Genomic DNA, 16,738 nt, shown 5'->3' with positions numbered 1-16,738 from the left:
CAGGTCGGCCTCCGCGCAAAAAAGCGCGAAACGTGGCGTGTCAGGTTTCGAACACACAACGGCGCCCCAACCGAGGGTTGGGGCGCCGTTGGTCTGCTGAGGTTCAGCCGCGCCTCACGACTTGACGTCTAGTACAGCTGGAACTCGATCTGGGAGTCTCAGCCCTACGCCCCCGTCCGCAACTCCCGCTTGAGCAGCTTCCCGCTCTGGTTCCGCGGCAACGCGTCGACGAACTGGATGTTCTTCGGCACCTTGAACGGCGCGATGCGCGCCTTCACGTGCCCGATCAGGGCCTCGGCCGACACCGGCTCGTGGTCCTCGCGCAGCACCACCACGGCGGTGATCGCCTCGATCCACTTCTCGTCGGGGGTGCCGATCACCGCGACCTCGGCGACGGCCGGGTGGGTGTAGACGGCGTCCTCGACCTCGCGGGAGGCGACCAGGATGCCGCCGGTGTTGATGACGTCCTTGATGCGGTCGACCACGGTGATGAAGCCCTCGGCGTCGCGGGTGACGAGGTCGCCGGAGTGGAACCAGCCGTCGCGGAACGCCTCCGCCGTCGCCTCCGGGTTCTCCCAGTAGCCCTGGCACAGCTGCGGCGACCGGTACAGCACCTCGCCGGACTCGCCGTCGGGCACGTCGTTGCCCTCGGCGTCGACCACCCGGGTCTCGACGAAGAACACGGCTCGCCCGCACGAGGACGGCCGGGCCTCGTGCTCCTCGGGCTGCAGCACCGTCGCGAGCGGGCCGATCTCGGACTGCCCGAAGCAGTTGTAGAAGCCGAGGTTCGGGTAGCGCTCGCGCAGTCGGTTGAGCACGGTGACCGGCATGATCGAGGCGCCGTACTGCGCCTTCGTCAGCGAGGACAGGTCGCGGGTCTCGAGGTCCGGGTGGTTCGCCAGCGGCACCCACACGGTCGGTGCGAGGAACAGCGAGCCGATCTTCTCGGCCTCGATCCGCCGCAGGATCTCCGGGATGTCCGGCGCCGCCATCAGATTCACGGTCGCGCCAACGGACAGGTAGGGGATGGTGAACACGTGCATGCCCGCGGAGTGGTACAGCGGCATGCAGACCAGCGGGTTGTCGTCGGCGGACAGGCCGAGCGCGATCACCGACGAGACGTACTCGTGCACGAGCGCGCCGTGAGTCATCATGGCGCCCTTGGGCTTCGACGTGGTGCCCGAGGTGTAGAGCAGCTGCACCAGGTCGGTCGAGGTGGCCTGCGGCTCCAGCGCCGGCACCTCGCCGGTGTCGCTCAGCTCGAGCAGCGAGCCGTCCGCGTCGCGTAGCGGCAGCACGTGCTCGATCGCCAGGTTCTCGCGCACTGAGTCGAGGGTGCCGCGCAGCGCGGGGTCGACCAGCACCGCCCGCGCCCCGGACTGCGACACCAGATAACTCAGCTCCTCGCCCTTGAGGGCGTAGTTCACCGGCACGTGCACCAGGCCCGCGCGGGCGCAGGCGAGGAAGCCGATCACGTACGCGTCGGAGTTGGTGCCGTACGCGGCGACGCGGTCGCCCGACTCGAGTCCGAGCGCCAGCAGGTGGCCGGCGGCGCGGGTCACCGCGTCGTCGAGGTCGCGGTAGCTGCGGCTGCGACCGTCGAAGGTCAGCGCGGTGCGATCGGGGAACTTGGCGGCCGAGCGGCGGAGCACGCCGTCGACGGTGTTGGTGCGCGGATCCAGACTCATGGACGTCAGGTTATCGGACGTCCAACTATCGCGGTAGGGGTTGCTTTTCCGCATGAATTGTGGCCCGGATCACGCGTCCGGACCGGCGTCGAGTGCGAGGGAGCGCCCGAGACCGGCAGTTCCGAGGTCCGCGCCAAGTGATCACCAAGTGGCCGCGCACAGACTCGGGCCATGACCATCACACCCGCACTGCTATACCGCCTCAGCGGCGGCGCCGTCATCGTGGCGTTCGCCCTCAACCTCACCGGCGGCCTCCTGCATCCCGTGGTCGGCGGCAACTCTCATTCCGTCGAGTCGTTGACGTCGGGGACGAGTCCGTGGGCGCAAATGATCCTGTTGGTGGGCACCATCATCCAGCTGATCGCGCTGCCCGGCGTCTACGCCTGGTTCGCGGGCCGGGCCGGCGTCGCGGGCCTCGTCGGATTCGTCACGCTGTACTCCTCGCTGATGCTGGCGTCGTTGACACACCTGACGATCGAGGCGTTCGCCTCCTACACGCTCGCGTCGAACCCCGACACCGCGTACCTGGTGCCCGCCGACGGATCGTTGCTCGACTCCACCGCATTCGTCGTCATGCAGACGGCCAGCGGGCTGACCTACCTGGTGAGCCTGCTCGCGTTCGGCATCATCCTGGTCTGGACGCGGGCGGTCCCGCTGTGGATCGGCGTGATCATGACGATCGGCGGCGTCATCGGCGTCATTCCGTGGCCGGAGGTCCCCGGCATCACCGGCCTGGTGATCGAACTGCCGCGCGGCCTCGCCTTCGCCGCGATCGGCCTGGTGATACTGCGGGCACATGGGCGGCCACAGGTCACCGAGACGCCGTCGGCCCCCGCTCGCGCAACCGCTCCGACACCAGCGTGACGAGATCCGATGCGGCGGCCCGCCACCGGGTCGCCGCATCGACGTCGCCGAGGAGTTCGGCGACGTCCGCCAACGCCGCATCGACGGGACCGGCGTAGAGCGAACCGGAATCCAGGCCTGCGATCCGGCCTGCGAACGGCAACAGCTCCTCGTACACCCGACGCGCGACCTCGACATCGCCGAGCCGGGCCGCGACCCGCGCCCGGAAGGTGGTCATGCCGAGCCAGTAGTAGTCGCGCGGGTAGGGCGTGCTCGACGCCCACAGGTCCGTCGCGGCCGACACCTCGCCGCCGTCGAGGAGAGCCAGGATCAGCGGGAACCGGATGGCGTGCGGCCGCATCGATTCGATGGCGCCCAGCTCGCCGGCCAGGGCCGAGAGGTCGCCCCGCACGACACCGACCCCCAGCCGGCCGATGGTGGCGATCCACTGCGCCGACGCAACGCCCTGCTCGTGCATCGCGGTCGAGACCGCCGTGAACCGCTGCTCTGCGGACTCGAGCCGGCCGGCCATCAGCTCGACCATCGCCTCGAAGACCGCCACCACGCCGAGCATCTGGGTCAGCTGGTGGCCGGCCGCGTGTCGCGTGGCCAGCTCGGCGTTCTCGTAGGCACGCTCGAGGTCGGTCTCGGCGGTGGCCGCGAGGAAGCGCTGGAAGTACGCGACCGAGAGGAACCCCTCGTCGCCCTCCGCCCTCGCGGCGGCGCGCAGTTCCTCCGCGTTGGCGATCCGCTCGTCGGCCAGGTCCGGCCCGAATGCGATGTATCCGAAGGCGTTCAGCGCCCGCATCAGGGCGCGGTTGTCGCCCGACTCCCGGGCGACCCGGCGCGCATCGAGGGCCGCCGCCAGGCTCTGCTCGTCGTCGACGCCCTCGAGCTCGAAGACCCGGGCGCTCAGCAGCCTTGCGCGATCTGCGCCGGTGAGGTCGGGGCGACCCGCGGCGGCATCGATCGCGTCGAGGACGAAGGCGTCCGCGTCGGGTTCGACCCGGATGGTCCACACCACCGGCGCGTGCCACGACACCAACGCGCGCAGGAGGGCGTCGGGGTCGGCGCGCTGCTGCGCGAGGCCGATCGCCCGCCGGTAGGTCTCGCGGGCGCCGATCACGTCGCCGGTGCGGGCCTGAACCCCCACCCGAGGGATCAGGATCTCCACCAGCTCGCCGGGGTCGGGGTCGGTTGCCATCTCGCACAACGACTCCGCCGACTTCCACAACGCCAGCGCCTCGCGGTACGACGACTGCGCCTCGGCGTCGTGGGCGCCCGCCCGCACGTACCGCAGCGCGTCGGCGGCGGTGCCCGGCGTGGCGGATTCGAAGGCGTGATGCGCCAGGGCGGCGGAGTCGGCGGGGGAGTGCGTGGCCAGCGCGGCCAGCGCCGACGCGTGCATGCGTCGCCTGCGCATGCGGGGGACGCTGTCGTACAACGTCTCCCGGACGAGGTCGTGGCTGAAGCGCACCCGGTCCGGTGTCGGTTCGACGATGATCCCGGTCAGCAGCGCCGGCTCCAGCGAGTCGAGCAGGGCATCGTCGTCGGTCTGCCCGATGGCGGCCAGCACGGCGAGGTCCGCCTCCCGGCCGAGCACCGCGGCGCGCCGCAGCTCCACCACGGTCTTCTCTGGCAGCCGCGAGATGCGTCGGCCCAGCACGTCCCGCACCCCGTCTGGCACGGTGGTGCGGATCGCGCCTGACCCCTCGGACGCGATCAGCCGCGAGTACTCCCTGATGAACAGCGGGTTCCCGCCGGTGCGATCGATCAGGTCGGTCAGCAGCGCGTCGTCGACATCGGATACCCCGGACTGGCGGGCGATCGCCGCGGCGCCCTCTCGGCCGAGTCCCCGCAGCATCAGCCGCGAGCCCGGGATCCCCGCCGTCGCGGCCCATGTCGCCCGCAGGTCCGCGGTGGCCTCGCTCGGCCGGAAGGTGCACAGCAGCACCGACGTCGACTTCCTGGCCGTCGCCGCGAGGTGACGCAGCACCTGCAGCGTCGGCTCGTCGGCCCGGTGGACGTCGTCGAGCACGATGAGGGTCCGCGCGCCCGCGGCGATGAGGCGCGCTTCTGTCCTGCGGCCCGCCTCGAACGGCGTCCCTGCGTCCTCGTCGTCGCCGAACTGGCGGAGCACCGCTAGCCACGGCCATCCCGGGGGAGCGCCGTCGACCTCCGGGCACCGCCCCCACGCCACCTGCCAGCCCGAGCCGGCCGCCTCGTCCGCAAAGGCCTGCGCCAGTGTGCTCTTGCCCTCGCCGGCGTCGCCGCCGATCCAGACCACGTGCAGACCCTCCTGTGCGGCCTGCCGGGCTGCGAGCCGCAGCGCGTCCAGCTCGTCGCCGCGTCCCGTGAGCGGCGCCTCGTCCCAGCGGATCTCCGGGGTGGCAAACGCGCGGTCCGCCGGGGTGGCCGGCGCCATCGTCAGGGAGGGTTCCTGGCGGAGGATGTCGCGCTCGAGCCCTTGCAGTTCGGCGGACGGGTCGACGCCCAGTTCGTCGGCGAGGTAGGCACGGGTCCGGCGCAGCGTCTCCAACGAATCTGCTTGCCGCCCGGTGCGATACAGCGCCAGCGCGAGCAGTCGCACGCCATGCTCCCGGCCGGGGTTGCGCGTCGCGTGGCGGCCGAGCTCATCGACAACCAACGCCGGTTTCCCGTCGTCGAGATAGGCGTGTGCGCGTGTCTCGAGCGCGGTGGAGTGGAGCTCGGCCAGTCGCTCACTCTCGATCCGGGCCCAGTCGGCGTCCACGCTCTCGTGGTAGGGCACCCCCGCCCACAGGTCCAGCGCCCGCGAGAGCAACGCGATGCGGGTCGGCGGATCCGAGGCGTGCAGTCCCTCGACGACCAACCGCTCGAAATGCCAGGCGTCCACCGACTCCGGCGGCAGCCGCAGAGCGTAGCCAGGCGGCGCACTGACGATCACCGTCGCGGGCGTCCTCGGGGCGCGGGCCGGCTCGAGGACGCGACGCAGGTTCGACACGTGCACCTGCAACCCGGCCAGCGCCTTCGGTGGCGGTTGCCCGGCCCATAGGTCGTCGATCAGCAGATCGGTGGACACGACGCGCCCGGCGGCAGCGGCCAGTCGGGCGATCACCGCGCGCGCCCCAGGACCACCGACGGCGACCGGACGCCCCTGGACCGTGACGGCCAGGGACCCCAACACGCGGAGATGAACCTGGCTCGCAGGGGGCGCGGTGGCAGTCATGTCGGGCTCAGATTATCGCCCGGCCGGGAGCCCTGCGAGCCGAATCGGAGAGCGGGATCGGTGCGGACCAAGCGAACTCCAAGTGCGGTCGGCCACCGTGGTGGTCGACCACAACACCGACGAACGGAACCGCGATGCCCACCTCGATCACCGCCCCACTCACCTCCGACGACGACCTGCTGGGCATGCGTCTGGCCCACCGCGTGATGCGGCGCGACGCTGCGTGGCTGGTGCGAGTGGCCGACGAACTCGACACCAATCCCTCGGCGTTCGACCGGCGTCGCTGCGCCGCCGTCGCGTCCTACGTCGAGCTCTTCGCGACCAGCATTCACCACCATCACACCGTCGAGGACGACGTGTTGTGGCCGCTGATCGTCGGCGCGGCGGGGGCGCACGTCGACCTGACCGAGCTGACGGACGACCACCAGGCGCTCGACCCCACGCTCGAGGACCTTCGGCGTCACGCGCAGTGCCTACCCGATCCCGACGCCGTCGCCGGATTCTGCCGTGCGAGTCGTCAGCTGCGGGACCAGCTCGACGAGCACATCGACGAGGAGGAACGCACGGTGTTCCCGCTCATCACCACGTACCTGCGGGCCGACGCGTGGGAGTGTTTCGAGGAGGGCGCGCGCCGAGGCGGTCGGATGGACTTCGACCTCACTAGGGCCCTGGCGGTGGTGACGCCGGCGGAGGCGTCGAGGGTGCGGCGCGCCATCCCGATCGCATTGCGCGGCGTGGTGTTCGCGCTCTCGTGCAAGCAGCGCCGGCGCGAACGCGCGGCGTTCGGGGTCGACAACTGACGAATGCCGACCCGCACACGAGCGCGGGTCTCCTACCTACAGTCCGGCCTATGCGGTGAGTTTGGTCTTCAACGTGGCGATGGTGTCATTCGACAGTCCGAGTCCGGTGGTCAGATAGTTGTCGAATGTGCCGAAGTTGGTACCGATCTCTTCGAGCCGGCCGTGTGCGACGCGGCCGGGTTCAGCAGCACGACTCAGATCGACCGTGATCGAGGATCGGCACCACACCGCGCTTGAGGGCCTATGTCCCGCAAGCCGCGGAACTCCGATTGTCGTCGAAGCGGCCCCAGGCACCGCGGCTCAGTCGCAGTCACCCTCGAACTGTTTCCGCGCGCCCTCGATGATCGTGGCGGGATCTTCGCCGGTAACCTCAGCGACCCGGTTGGCCAGATGCCAGATCATTCCCAACATCTCTTCCACCATCTCGTAGACGTCCCCGGGATTGTCAACCGTCTTGACGAACTCCTCGATCTCGAAGAACTGTCCGTCACTACTCATAATGTGTCCGAACGGACCAGCCATCGAAGCCCCCAATCTCGAAGTTGCCGTCGTTTCCCGCGGCACAGGCTATCGCTGCTGCCCACTGATCCTGTTGCTCTCTCCCGGACAGGCCGGCGACAGTCCTTATCTGGCTCCGCTGCTCGACGCGCACCGCGCCCACGACACCGACAACTTTCGGCTGTTGACGGACAAGGCGTACTCGTATGGCGGCGCTTGTCATCCATCACCGCGCCCGCAATTAGCAGACCGCTCTATTACGACATTTTGTGACCAATGTGACTGTTGTGGTAGTAGTCCTCTGTGTAGTCAGAGGTGCTGGAGTGGTCGACAGGTTCACGGCGTTCTGTGCGCGGTTCGTAGTAAGCGGCGAAGAAGAAGGGCGTCTTGATTATGGGTATCTTCTTGAAGATCACTTATGATTCGCAAGGAGGGAAAACGGCGGAAAAGGCCACTATTAACCAGGGCATCCTGGACGACATTCTCAATAGCCTGAATGACTACGCCTGGCAGGATCGAATTGCTCCCCAATTGCGGAACCTTGATGCCCAGTTCAGCCACATTGCGCTCGGCCTGATCCTGCGGTTCTATCACAAGGTCAATGTCGAGAAGGGCAACCTGAGGTCGCTTGTTCGGTATATCAAGAAGGACGACAAGCTTCTGGTCGATCAGATGCTCGTCGTAGACGAGTACGAGGACCTATCGGAAGGGGAGACGAGGGCACAGCTTTGCGACGCGATCGTGAGTCATCTCGAGCAAGACCTCATGAGGTACAGGGACCGCTTCCAAGACTTTGATGCCGTTGCGTTCATTCCGATGCTCAGAGAGCGATTTGAAGAGATCAAGCAGCAAGGAAATCGCTAGCCGCGTGTTCGCCACCCCACGGGACGCCGTCGCGCGGGTACGGCTCGGCACGCAGCCGCGAGAGCTGGTTGACCACGACCACTAGCTAGTCGCGCGGGTCGGCGTGGCCGAGCAGCGTGCGCAGGATCGGTTCGGCGTGCGTCCACAGCACGGCGCCGCCGATGCCCGGCACCAGGTGGCGAACGGATCCGGGGATGCGGGCGGCCAGCCACTCGCCGCGGTCGGGTGAATGGCTGGTGTCCTCCTCGCCGTACCAGAGGTCCACCGGGACACCGATGGTCGTGAGGTCAAAGGGCCAGCGGCCCATCGCCAGCACCGTGTCGCGGGCGTAGCCGCCGGGGCCCGGCGCGAACGTCTCGCGCATGCTGCCGCGGTAGGCGCGCTCGAAGTCGCGGTCCCGGTAGACGGCGAGGTCGGACGCGGGGCTGGAGTCGATCACCATCTGCCACATGGCGTCCGCGTCGAACGTCGCGAAGAGGCGCTCCGCTGCGTCCGGGTCCGACGCCGTCAGGTCGACCAGATCGCGCAGTGGCTTCGGCAGGGCGTCGGCGAACCGCGGCGCCGCCACCTCGTCGCTGCCGGAGACGATCGCGACCGCGGCGCCGACACCCGCCGCCGCGCACGCGAGTGCGAAGGGCGCACCCTGCGAGTTGCCCACGATCGCCGGGTTGCCCAGCCCCCGCAGCGTTGTGAACTCGCGGACGTCGGCCGCGAAGTCTCGGAAGGTCTTACCGGGCAGTGACGTCGACCGGCCGAGGCCCGGGCGGTCGAGCGCGACGAGCCGCACACCGAGCGACTCGACGACCTCGGCGCCGAACCCGAGCGACCCGGTGGTGGCGGCGCCCGGGCTCAGCAGCACCGGAATCCCGTCCGCGCGGCCCCATTCGGCCCACCCGAGCACCCGCCCGTCGGCGAGACACGATTCGCCCATCCGGGCCGGCGCCGAGACTTCCACAGACATGGTCGCGATTCTCGCCCAACAGTGCCGGGCTTCGCGACCGGATTTTCGGGTCGGCTACCGTCGCGCGAACAGCGCCGGCTCGCTGCCCGGCACCTGCGCTACCTGCTCGCGTGCGACCAGGTGCCGCAGGTGCGCGGCGGCCTCGGAGAGCGCCATGCCCTTGGCCATCGGGTGGAAGTCGGTCCACGGGCGGTACCACTTCATCCGCTGGGCCACCTCCCAGACGGTGATCTGGTCGTCGCCGAACGCGGCGTACAGGTGCTCGAGCCGCTCCTCGTGGTGCTCGATCAGCTCGCCCGCGCGGCCAGCGACGTCGTCGATCGGGATGCCGTGTGCGCCGAGGCCGCGGGTGATGTCCATCGTCTGCACGCGGCGCAGCGAGTCGAGGAACTCGGCGAGCGCATCGCGCTCCTCGAGCGGGTAGACGAAGTTGCCGACGTGCGGTGTGGTCTTCTGCAGCACGTGATCGCCGGTGAACATCACGTCGGCGTCCTCGAGGTAGAAGCAGGCGTGGCCGGGAGTGTGGCCCGGCGTGAACACCACACGCAGCCCGCGCCCGGTCAACGCGATCACCTCGTCGTCGGCGAGGATCCGGTCGGGAGTCGATTCCGGGCCTGCCGGAGACTTGCCGTTCGCCACGGCTGCGAACGCGTCGAGGTCCGCCTGCGTCGCGCCCGCGCGGGTCAGGTTCACCTGCTGATCCGCGAGCCAGACCTCGTCGTGGGGGAGGACATCTTCCCGAACATGTCCATGTCATCGGCGTGCATCGCGATCCAGGCCCCGGAGGCCTCGCGCACCCGCCCGCACAAACCGGTGTGGTCCGGGTGGAAGTGGGTGAGGACGACGCCCTCGACCTCGGAGATCGAGTGCCCGACCGACTCGAGTCCGCTGGTCAGGCCCTCCCACCCTCGTCGCCATCCCAGCCGGCATCGACAAGGACGATCCCGCCGGGGACTCCATCGCGTAGACGAGGGTGGTGCCCAGGGGTTGTGGGACATGGGAACGGGAATCTGAAAAATGCCATCGCCGATGGCGGCCGCGTCGAGCATGGGATACCTCGTCACTAGTGAAATTGGTTTCAACTCTTTGACCTCATCATTACCGGACGTCGACGCGCCGGTCCATACCCGGGTCCCGAGCGGCGGGACCGGCCAGACGGTGCACGGGCGACGTCAGCCTCGGTTCTGATCGACCATCCAGGCGGCGACCTGCGCTCGCGAGGTGAATCCCAGCTTGGCGAGGATCCTCTCGACGTGGCCCTCGGCGGTCCGTTTCGAGATCACGAGCCGGGCGGCGATCGCGCTGTTGGTCAGCCCCTCCGCGACGAGGCCGGCCACCTGGAGCTCGCGTCGGGTCAGGGTGGTCTTGCCCGTGGCTGCCGGCTCCCGAGGCGACTCGGCGGACTCGCCCAGTGCATAGGCGACGGCCTCCCGAAGCTCGCCGACGCGCCCTTCCCGTAGCCGGCGTCATATGACTTCGGCGCGAGTGCCTCGCGGGTCCGTCGCTCGCACTCGTCGTGCTGTGCGCGCAGGCCCGGGATGGCGATCTCCGGCAAGCCCCCGGTCTGCCGCATGGCCTGCGCGCAGCCCAGCAACACCGCCGATCTCGTGTAGTCCCCATCGGCCGCGGCGATCCAGGCCAGGCCCTCCAGGCTCGGAGCGGCCCCGAACGAATTGTCGACGGACCGGGACAGTCGCAAAGCCTGTTCCAGCAGCGCGGTCGCCCGCTCCGGCTCGGTCGACCACACAGCCAACCCGAGCGTCCGCACGGCCCACGACCGGAACGCGAGCTCGCCGCGCGGCTCGGTGATGTCCAGCACCTGTTCCAGACACTCGGCTGCCCGCTCCGTGTGCCCGAGCAGCCCGCCGGCCACCTCGGCTCCGGTCAGGGTGATGACCCGCAGGAGGTGGTCGTCGGGCGGACACATCTCCAGGACGGTGTCGAAATATGTTGCTGCGGTGGATATGTCGTTCGCACCCAGCGCCAGAACGCCGGCGGCGTACAACGCGGTCGCGGCGGCGTCGGGATCGTCGAGGTCCGCTGCCGCCGCGCGGGCCCATCGGATCCATTCGGCGCCGGTCTCGATGTCGCTCCGGAACCCGTTGAGCGCCGCCCCGAGACTCACGGCCCGCACCCACTCCGTGCCGCGCGGAACCCCCTCGACGGTCAGCATTCGCTCGGTCCAGCGGGCACCCTCGTTGATCTGTCCGCTGACCAACCAGAACGGATACAGCGCGGCCGTGATCCGGAGACCGACCGCCGCGTCGCTCGGCCCCGTCATGCTGGCGTCCAGTGCCTCACGAAAGTTCTGCTGATCCAGCTTCAGTCGGGCGATCCAGTCCAGCTGGCGGGGGCCGATCCAGTCGGCTTCCGCCCGCAGCGCCAGACGCTGGAACCAGTGCCGGTGGCGTCGCCGCATCTCCGCGTACTCGCCGGACTCCGCCAGCTTCTCGAGGCCGTACTCGCGGATGGTGTCCAGGAGTCCGTACCGCCCCGCCGTGGCCGATTCCTCGTGGATCAGGATCGACTTCTCCACCAGCGACGCAATCAGATCGAGCATCGCGCCCGGTGTCAGGTCGGCGCCGCAGACGTGTTCCACCGCGGTGAGCTCGAAGCTGCCCGCGAACACCGACAACCGGGCCCACAGTTGCTGTTCCTCGGGCGTGCACAACTCGTAGCTCCAATCGACGCTGAGCCGGAGGGTCTGCTGCCGAGTGGGGGCGGTGCGTCCGCCGCGGGTCAGGAGCGTGAAGCGATCGGTGAGCCGCTGCAGGATCTGCTCGGGTGACAGCGCCTGCAATCGCCCCGCCGCCAGTTCGATCGGCAGCGGCAACCCGTCCAACCGGTGGCAGATCCCGGCCACGGCGACCATGTTGTCCTCGGTGAGCACGAATTCTGGAACCACCGCGGTGGCGCGTTCGGTGAACAAGGTCACCGCGTCGTAGCTGGGCAGGGCCCCCAGGTCTAGCTGATGGTCGGGGGCTGGCGCGCTGAGCGGTGGAACCCGCAGCGTCGCCTCCCCTCCGATGGCGAGAGCTTCCCGGCTGGTGGCCACGATGCGCAGCTCGGGGCAGTACCTGAGCAGCGTCTCGGCGAGGGCGGCGACCGCGGCGATCACCTGCTCGCAGTTGTCGAGGACCAGCAGGATCTGGCGCGGCTCGAGAAACTCCGCGAGGACCGTCGGCAACGGCTCGCGAGAGAAGGACTGCAGCCCGAGGGCGGCCGCAACCACGCCGACCACCAGCGACTCGTCGTGCAGGTCGGCCAGTTCGACCAGCCAGGCCCCGTCGCGGAAGGCACGCTGGACGCTCGTCGCGATCCGCAGCGAGAGACGGGTCTTCCCGACGCCGCCGATGCCGGTGAGCGTCACCAGCCGGGAGGTCGACAGCATCTCCTTCGCCTCGGTCAGTTCGCTGCGACGGTTGACGAAGCTCGTCAGCTCCGCGGGCAGGTTTCCCTTCCGACCCCGCGCCGAGGGCCCGGTCGGCGGGAGCCCGCCACCCGTCGACGGACGACGATCGCCGCCCTTCGAAACGGCCAAGGATTGCAACGCCATCTCGTCGACAGGAAAACCACGGCGGAACTGGATCTCACGCAGGACGTCGCCGAGCTGTTCGGCCGTCGGGCGGGAGTCCGGCTCCGCGGACATGGCGTGCTCGATGGCGGCGGCCACGTCGTCGGGGATGTCGAGTTCGCGCAGGTCCGGGACGGGCTGCGAGGTGATGCGCACAAACTGCGCGACGACCTGCTCGCCGCTCCGGCGTTCGAAGGCCGCGTGGCCGGTGAGCGCGCAGAACACCGTGGCGCCGAGGGCGTAGACGTCCGCGGAGGCGCTGGGCGGGCCACCGCCAAGTATCTCGGGCGCGGTGAAAGCGGGGGTGGCGGTGAACGTGCCGGTGGCGGTCTCGAACCCGTCGGGGACGTGTGCGATCCCGAAGTCGGACAGCGCCGACTCGCCGTAATCGGTGAGGATGACGTTGGCCGGCTTGATGTCGCGATGCAGGATGCCCAGCCGGTGTGCGGACTCCACCGCGCCGGACAGCTTCACACCGAGTTGCAGCGTCTGCTCGAGCGACAGCGGACCGTGGTCGCGGATGCGCACATCGAGCGATCGCTGAGCGTGATAGGGCATCACGATGAAGGGATGGCCGCTCGCGGTGGTGCCGACCTGCAGGACGTTGACGATGTTGGGGTGCCCGGTGAGCCTGCCCATCGCCCGCTGTTCCCGGACGAAGCGCGTCCGATTCTCCTCGTCGAGGTCCGCGGTGAGCACCTTGACCGCCACGGTGCGGTCCAGCGTCGCCTCGGTGCAGCGGTAGACCACGCCGAAACCGCCGCGTCCGATCTCGGTCGCATCGCTGAACCCGGCCGCAGCCAGCTCCGATGTCACCGACGGGGGCACCCCGCGCTGGGTCGCGAACGGATCGTCACCGACCATCGGTCATGCCGACCTGTCGCGTTCTCGACGTTGCGGCACGGCACTCACCTCACGGGCAGATCCCGGAAGCGGACGTGGCCGACCGCGAGAGCTGGCCTGGCTCCGGAACTCCATAGTGCCACCCGAATGCCGTCTCAGCCCCGGTTCTGATCGACCATCCAAGCGGCGACCTGCGCTCGCGAGGTGAATCCCAGCTTGGCGAGGATCCGCTCGACGTGTCCCTCGGCGGTCCGGGGTGAGATCACGAGCCGGGCGGCGATGGCACTGTTGGTCAGCCCCTCCGCGATGAGGCCGGCGACCTGGAGTTCACGTCGGGTCAGGGTGGTCTTGCCCGTGGCGCCCCTCGCTCGAGGCAGCTCAGGGGACTCGGTGGACTCGCCCAGTGCATATGCGACGGCCTCCCCGAAACTCGCGGACGCTCCCTTCTGGTAGCTCGCGTCGTACGACTTCGGGGTGAGTGCCTTGCGGGTCAGTCGCTCGCACTCGTCGTGCTGGGCGCGCAGGACCGGGATTGCGATGATCGGCACGCCCCCGTCTGCCGCATGGCCTGTGCGCAGCCCAGCAACACCGCAGACCTCGTGTAATTGCGGTCGGCCGCGGCGATCCAGGCCAGGCACTCGAGACACAGCGTGGAGCCGTACCCGTCATCGAAGGACCGGTACATGTGCAACGCCTCTTCCGTCACCGCGATCGCTCGCTGTGGATCGGTCGACCACACCGTCCACCCGAGTGTCCGCAGGGCCCATGCCCGGAACATGAGTTCGCCGCGATGTTCGGTGATGTCCAGAACCTGTTCGAGGCAGTCGGCTGACACCGCCGTTTGTCCGAGCAGCCCCAGGGTCCCCTCGGCGCCGATCAAGATCAGTAGCCGTAAGAGGTCGTCGGCCGGACACGCCTCCAGGGCATTCTCGAAAGATGTTGCTGCCGTGGTGAGGTCATTGGAACTCAATTCCAAGACGCCGGCGGCGTACAGCGCGGTCGCGACGGCGTGCGGGTTGCCCGAATCGGCTGCTGGCGCGCGCGCCCGTCCGACCCATTCGGCGCAGGTTCCGATGTCGCCCCGAAACCCGGTGAGCACCGCACCGAGGGCAACGGCCCGCACCCACGCCGTACCCCGCGGAACGCCCTCGACGGTGAGCAGTCGTTCGGTCCAGTGGGCACCCTCGCTGAGCTGTCCGCTGGCGAGCCAGAAGTTGAACAGCGCGGCGGTGACGCGGAGGCCGACCACCATGTCACCCGGCTCCGCCACGTAGGTATCCAAAGCCTCGCGAAAGTTCTGCTGATCCAATTTCAGGCGGGCAATCCAATCCAGCTGGCGCGGGCCTATCCAATCGGCTTCCGCCCGCAGCGCCAGGCGCTCGAACCAATCCAGGTGGCGTCGCCGCATCAGTGCCGATTCGCCGGACTCCTCCAGCTTCTCGAGGCCGTATACGCGGATGGTGTCCAGGAGTCCATACCGGCCCGCGGTCGCCGATTCCTCGTGGATCAGAATCGACTTCTCCACCAGCGACGCAATCAGATCGAGCATCGCGCCCGGTGTCAGGTCGGCGCCGCAGACGTATTCCACCGCGGCGAGTTCGAAGCTGCCCGCGAACACGGACAGGCGGGCCCACAGTTGCTGTTCCTCGGGCGTGCACAACTCGTGGCTCCAGTCGACCGACAGCCGGAGGGTCTGCTGCCGGGTGGGGGCGGTGCGCCCGCCGCGGGTCAGGAGCGTGAAGCGGTCGGTGAGCCGTTGGAGGATCTGCTCGGGTGACAGTGCAGCCAATCGCCCCGCCGCCAGCTCGATCGGCAGCGGCAACCCGTCGAGCCGGTGGCAGATCCCCGCCACGGCGGCCATGTTGTCCTCGGAGACCGCGAATCCAGGAAGGACCGCAGCGGCGCGTTCGGTGAACAAGGTGACCGCGTCGTAACTGGGTAATGCCCCCAGGTCGAGCTGACGGTCGGGGGCTGGCGCGTTGAGCGGCGGAACCCGCAGCGTCGCCTCCCCACTGATGCCGAGCGCTTCCCGGCTGGTGGCGATGACGCGCAGCCCGGGGCAGTACTTGAGCAGCGCCTCGGTCAGGTTCGCGACGGCAGCGATCACCTGTTCGCAGTTGTCGAGCACCAGCAGGACCTGGCGCGGCTCGAGAAATTCCGCGAGGGCCGTCTGCAGCGGTTGACGGGCGAAGGACTTCAGCCCGAGGGCGGCCGCCACCACGTCGACCACCAGCGACTCGTCGCGCAGGTCGGCCAGCTCGACCAGCCACGCCCCATCGACGAATGCACGCTGGACGCTCGTCGCGATCCGCAGCGATAGCCGGGTCTTCCCGACGCCGCCGATTCCGGTGAGCGTCACCAGGCGGGAGGTCGTCAGCATCTCCTTGGCCTCGGTCAATTCGTTGCGACGGTTGACGAAACTCGTCAGCTCCGCGGGCAGGTTTCCTTTCCGGCCCCGCGTCGAGGACCCGGTCCGCGGGGGTCCGCCGCTCGTCGACGGACGACGATCGCCGCCTCGTGGATCGGCTACCGACTGTAGGGCCATCTCGTCGCTCGGAAGACCGTGGCGGAACTGGATCTCGCGCAGGACGTCGCCGAGCTCTGCCGCCGTTGGGCGGGCGTCCGGGTCTGCGGACATGGCGTGCTCGATGGCGGCGGCAAGGTCGGCGGGGATGTCGAGTTCGCGCAGGTCCGGGATCGGCTCCGAGGTGATGCGCACGAACTGCGCGACGACCTGTTCGCCGGTGTGACGCTCGAAGGCCGCGTGGCCGGTGAGGGCGCAGAACACCGTGGCACCGAGGCCATAGACGTCCGAGGCGACGCTGGGCGGGCCACCGCTCAGGATCTCGGGCGCGGTGAAGGCCGGGGTGGCGGTGAACGTGCCTGTCGCGGTCTCGAACCCGTCGGCGATGTGGGCGATGCCGAAGTCGGACAGCGCCGGCTCGCCGTAGTCGGTGAGGATGACGTTCGCCGGTTTGATGTCGCGATGCAGGATGCCGAGCCGGTGTGCGGACTCGACAGCGCCTGCCAGCTTCACGCCGAGCTGCAGGGCCTGATCGGACGGGAGGGGTCCGTGGTCGCGGATGCGTACGTCGAGCGAATGCTGAGCGTGATAGGGCATCACGAGGTAGGGAAGGCCGCTCGCGGTGGTGCCGACCCGCAGGACGTTGACGATGTTGGGATGCCCGGTGAGCCTGCCCATCGCGCGCTGTTCCCGGACGAAACGCGTCCGGTTCTCCTCGTCGAGGCCGGCGGTGAGCACCTTCACGGCAACGGTGCGGTCCAGGGCCGACTCGGTGCAGCGGTAGACGACGCCGAAGCCGCCGCGTCCGATCTCGGTTGCATCGCTGAACCCGACTGCGGCCAGTTCCGATGTCACCGACGGGGTCACATCGCGCTGGGTCGCGAACGGATCGTCAGCGGCCATCGGTCATGCTGATCTGTCGTGTTCTCGACGTT

At 69.1% G+C, this 16,738-nt stretch carries 8 protein-coding genes and 3 pseudogenes; 3 read left to right on the top strand and 8 right to left on the bottom strand.

The genetic code is table 11. The annotated features are described in order from the left end of the window. Nucleotides 1–164: 164 nt before the first annotated feature. Nucleotides 165–1,688: an acyl-CoA synthetase gene (locus tag BTZ20_RS18310; RefSeq protein WP_077042342.1), complete on the bottom strand. Its 1,524-nt coding sequence runs from the start codon at nucleotides 1,686–1,688 to the stop codon at nucleotides 165–167. Between the two features lie 171 nt (nucleotides 1,689–1,859). Here BTZ20_RS18310 and BTZ20_RS18305 point away from each other — a divergent pair, with 171 nt between their 5' ends. Continuing rightward, nucleotides 1,860–2,552 (top strand): hypothetical protein, encoded by a 693-nt coding sequence (locus BTZ20_RS18305; RefSeq protein WP_077042341.1) that lies wholly within the window; start codon nucleotides 1,860–1,862, stop codon nucleotides 2,550–2,552. Here BTZ20_RS18305 and BTZ20_RS18300 read toward each other — a convergent pair. Continuing rightward, nucleotides 2,500–5,697, bottom strand: a complete 3,198-nt coding sequence (locus tag BTZ20_RS18300) for a BTAD domain-containing putative transcriptional regulator (RefSeq protein WP_189636504.1) — start codon at nucleotides 5,695–5,697, stop codon at nucleotides 2,500–2,502. The two genes, BTZ20_RS18305 and BTZ20_RS18300, sit on opposite strands and share 53 nt — an antisense overlap. Nucleotides 5,698–5,873: 176 nt before the next feature. Between BTZ20_RS18300 and BTZ20_RS18295 the strand changes: the two genes are divergently transcribed. Continuing rightward, entirely contained in the window at nucleotides 5,874–6,539 is a 666-nt protein-coding gene (locus BTZ20_RS18295) for a hemerythrin domain-containing protein (RefSeq protein WP_077042339.1), read from the top strand. 48 nt (nucleotides 6,540–6,587) lie between these two features. Here the strand turns inward: BTZ20_RS18295 and BTZ20_RS29920 are convergent, their stop codons facing one another. Continuing rightward, entirely contained in the window at nucleotides 6,588–6,767 is a 180-nt protein-coding gene (locus tag BTZ20_RS29920; protein ID WP_077042338.1) for a tyrosine-protein phosphatase, read from the bottom strand. Between the two features lie 72 nt (nucleotides 6,768–6,839). Continuing rightward, nucleotides 6,840–7,061: a hypothetical protein gene (locus tag BTZ20_RS18285; RefSeq protein ID WP_145982343.1), complete on the bottom strand. Its 222-nt coding sequence runs from the start codon at nucleotides 7,059–7,061 to the stop codon at nucleotides 6,840–6,842. A gap of 369 nt (nucleotides 7,062–7,430) precedes the next feature. On the opposite strand from BTZ20_RS18285, the gene BTZ20_RS18275 reads away from it, so the two are divergent. Then, the gene (locus tag BTZ20_RS18275; RefSeq protein ID WP_077042336.1) at nucleotides 7,431–7,901 is read left to right on the top strand and encodes a hypothetical protein; all 471 of its coding nucleotides are present in this window, start codon (nucleotides 7,431–7,433) and stop codon (nucleotides 7,899–7,901) included. Between the two features lie 85 nt (nucleotides 7,902–7,986). Here the strand turns inward: BTZ20_RS18275 and BTZ20_RS18270 are convergent, their stop codons facing one another. The 4 genes and pseudogenes from BTZ20_RS18270 to BTZ20_RS18255 all read right to left on the bottom strand — a co-directional run bounded on the left by BTZ20_RS18270 (nucleotide 7,987) and on the right by BTZ20_RS18255 (nucleotide 16,706). Next, on the bottom strand, nucleotides 7,987–8,862 hold the full coding sequence (locus BTZ20_RS18270; RefSeq protein WP_077042335.1) for an alpha/beta fold hydrolase: 876 nt from the start codon (nucleotides 8,860–8,862) through the stop codon (nucleotides 7,987–7,989). Between the two features lie 54 nt (nucleotides 8,863–8,916). Then, nucleotides 8,917–9,911, bottom strand: a pseudogene (locus BTZ20_RS18265) (MBL fold metallo-hydrolase). A 123-nt stretch (nucleotides 9,912–10,034) separates the two neighbouring features. After that, a pseudogene (locus tag BTZ20_RS18260) lies at nucleotides 10,035–13,300 on the bottom strand (protein kinase domain-containing protein). Nucleotides 13,301–13,434: 134 nt separating this feature from the next. After that, nucleotides 13,435–16,706: pseudogene (locus BTZ20_RS18255) on the bottom strand (protein kinase domain-containing protein). Between the last annotated feature and the right edge of the window lie 32 nt (nucleotides 16,707–16,738).

It is taken from the genome of Rhodococcus sp. MTM3W5.2 (assembly GCF_001984015.1).
GTDB lineage: Bacteria > Actinomycetota > Actinomycetes > Mycobacteriales > Mycobacteriaceae > Rhodococcus_G > Rhodococcus_G oryzae.
Note: the sequence above shows the minus strand (reverse complement) of the source record. Positions and strands in the feature narration are given on the sequence as shown.

What these genes read in the sequence shown, in the direction of transcription:
- BTZ20_RS18310 (WP_077042342.1), bottom strand. Translation starts at nt 1,688, where the DNA reads ATGAGTCTGGATCCGCGCACCAACACCGTCGACGGCGTGCTCCGCCGC.
- BTZ20_RS18305 (WP_077042341.1), top strand. Translation starts at nt 1,860, where the DNA reads ATGACCATCACACCCGCACTGCTATACCGCCTCAGCGGCGGCGCCGTC.
- BTZ20_RS18295 (WP_077042339.1), top strand. Translation starts at nt 5,874, where the DNA reads ATGCCCACCTCGATCACCGCCCCACTCACCTCCGACGACGACCTGCTG.
- BTZ20_RS18285 (WP_145982343.1), bottom strand. Translation starts at nt 7,061, where the DNA reads ATGGCTGGTCCGTTCGGACACATTATGAGTAGTGACGGACAGTTCTTC.
- BTZ20_RS18275 (WP_077042336.1), top strand. Translation starts at nt 7,431, where the DNA reads ATGGGTATCTTCTTGAAGATCACTTATGATTCGCAAGGAGGGAAAACG.
- BTZ20_RS18270 (WP_077042335.1), bottom strand. Translation starts at nt 8,862, where the DNA reads ATGTCTGTGGAAGTCTCGGCGCCGGCCCGGATGGGCGAATCGTGTCTC.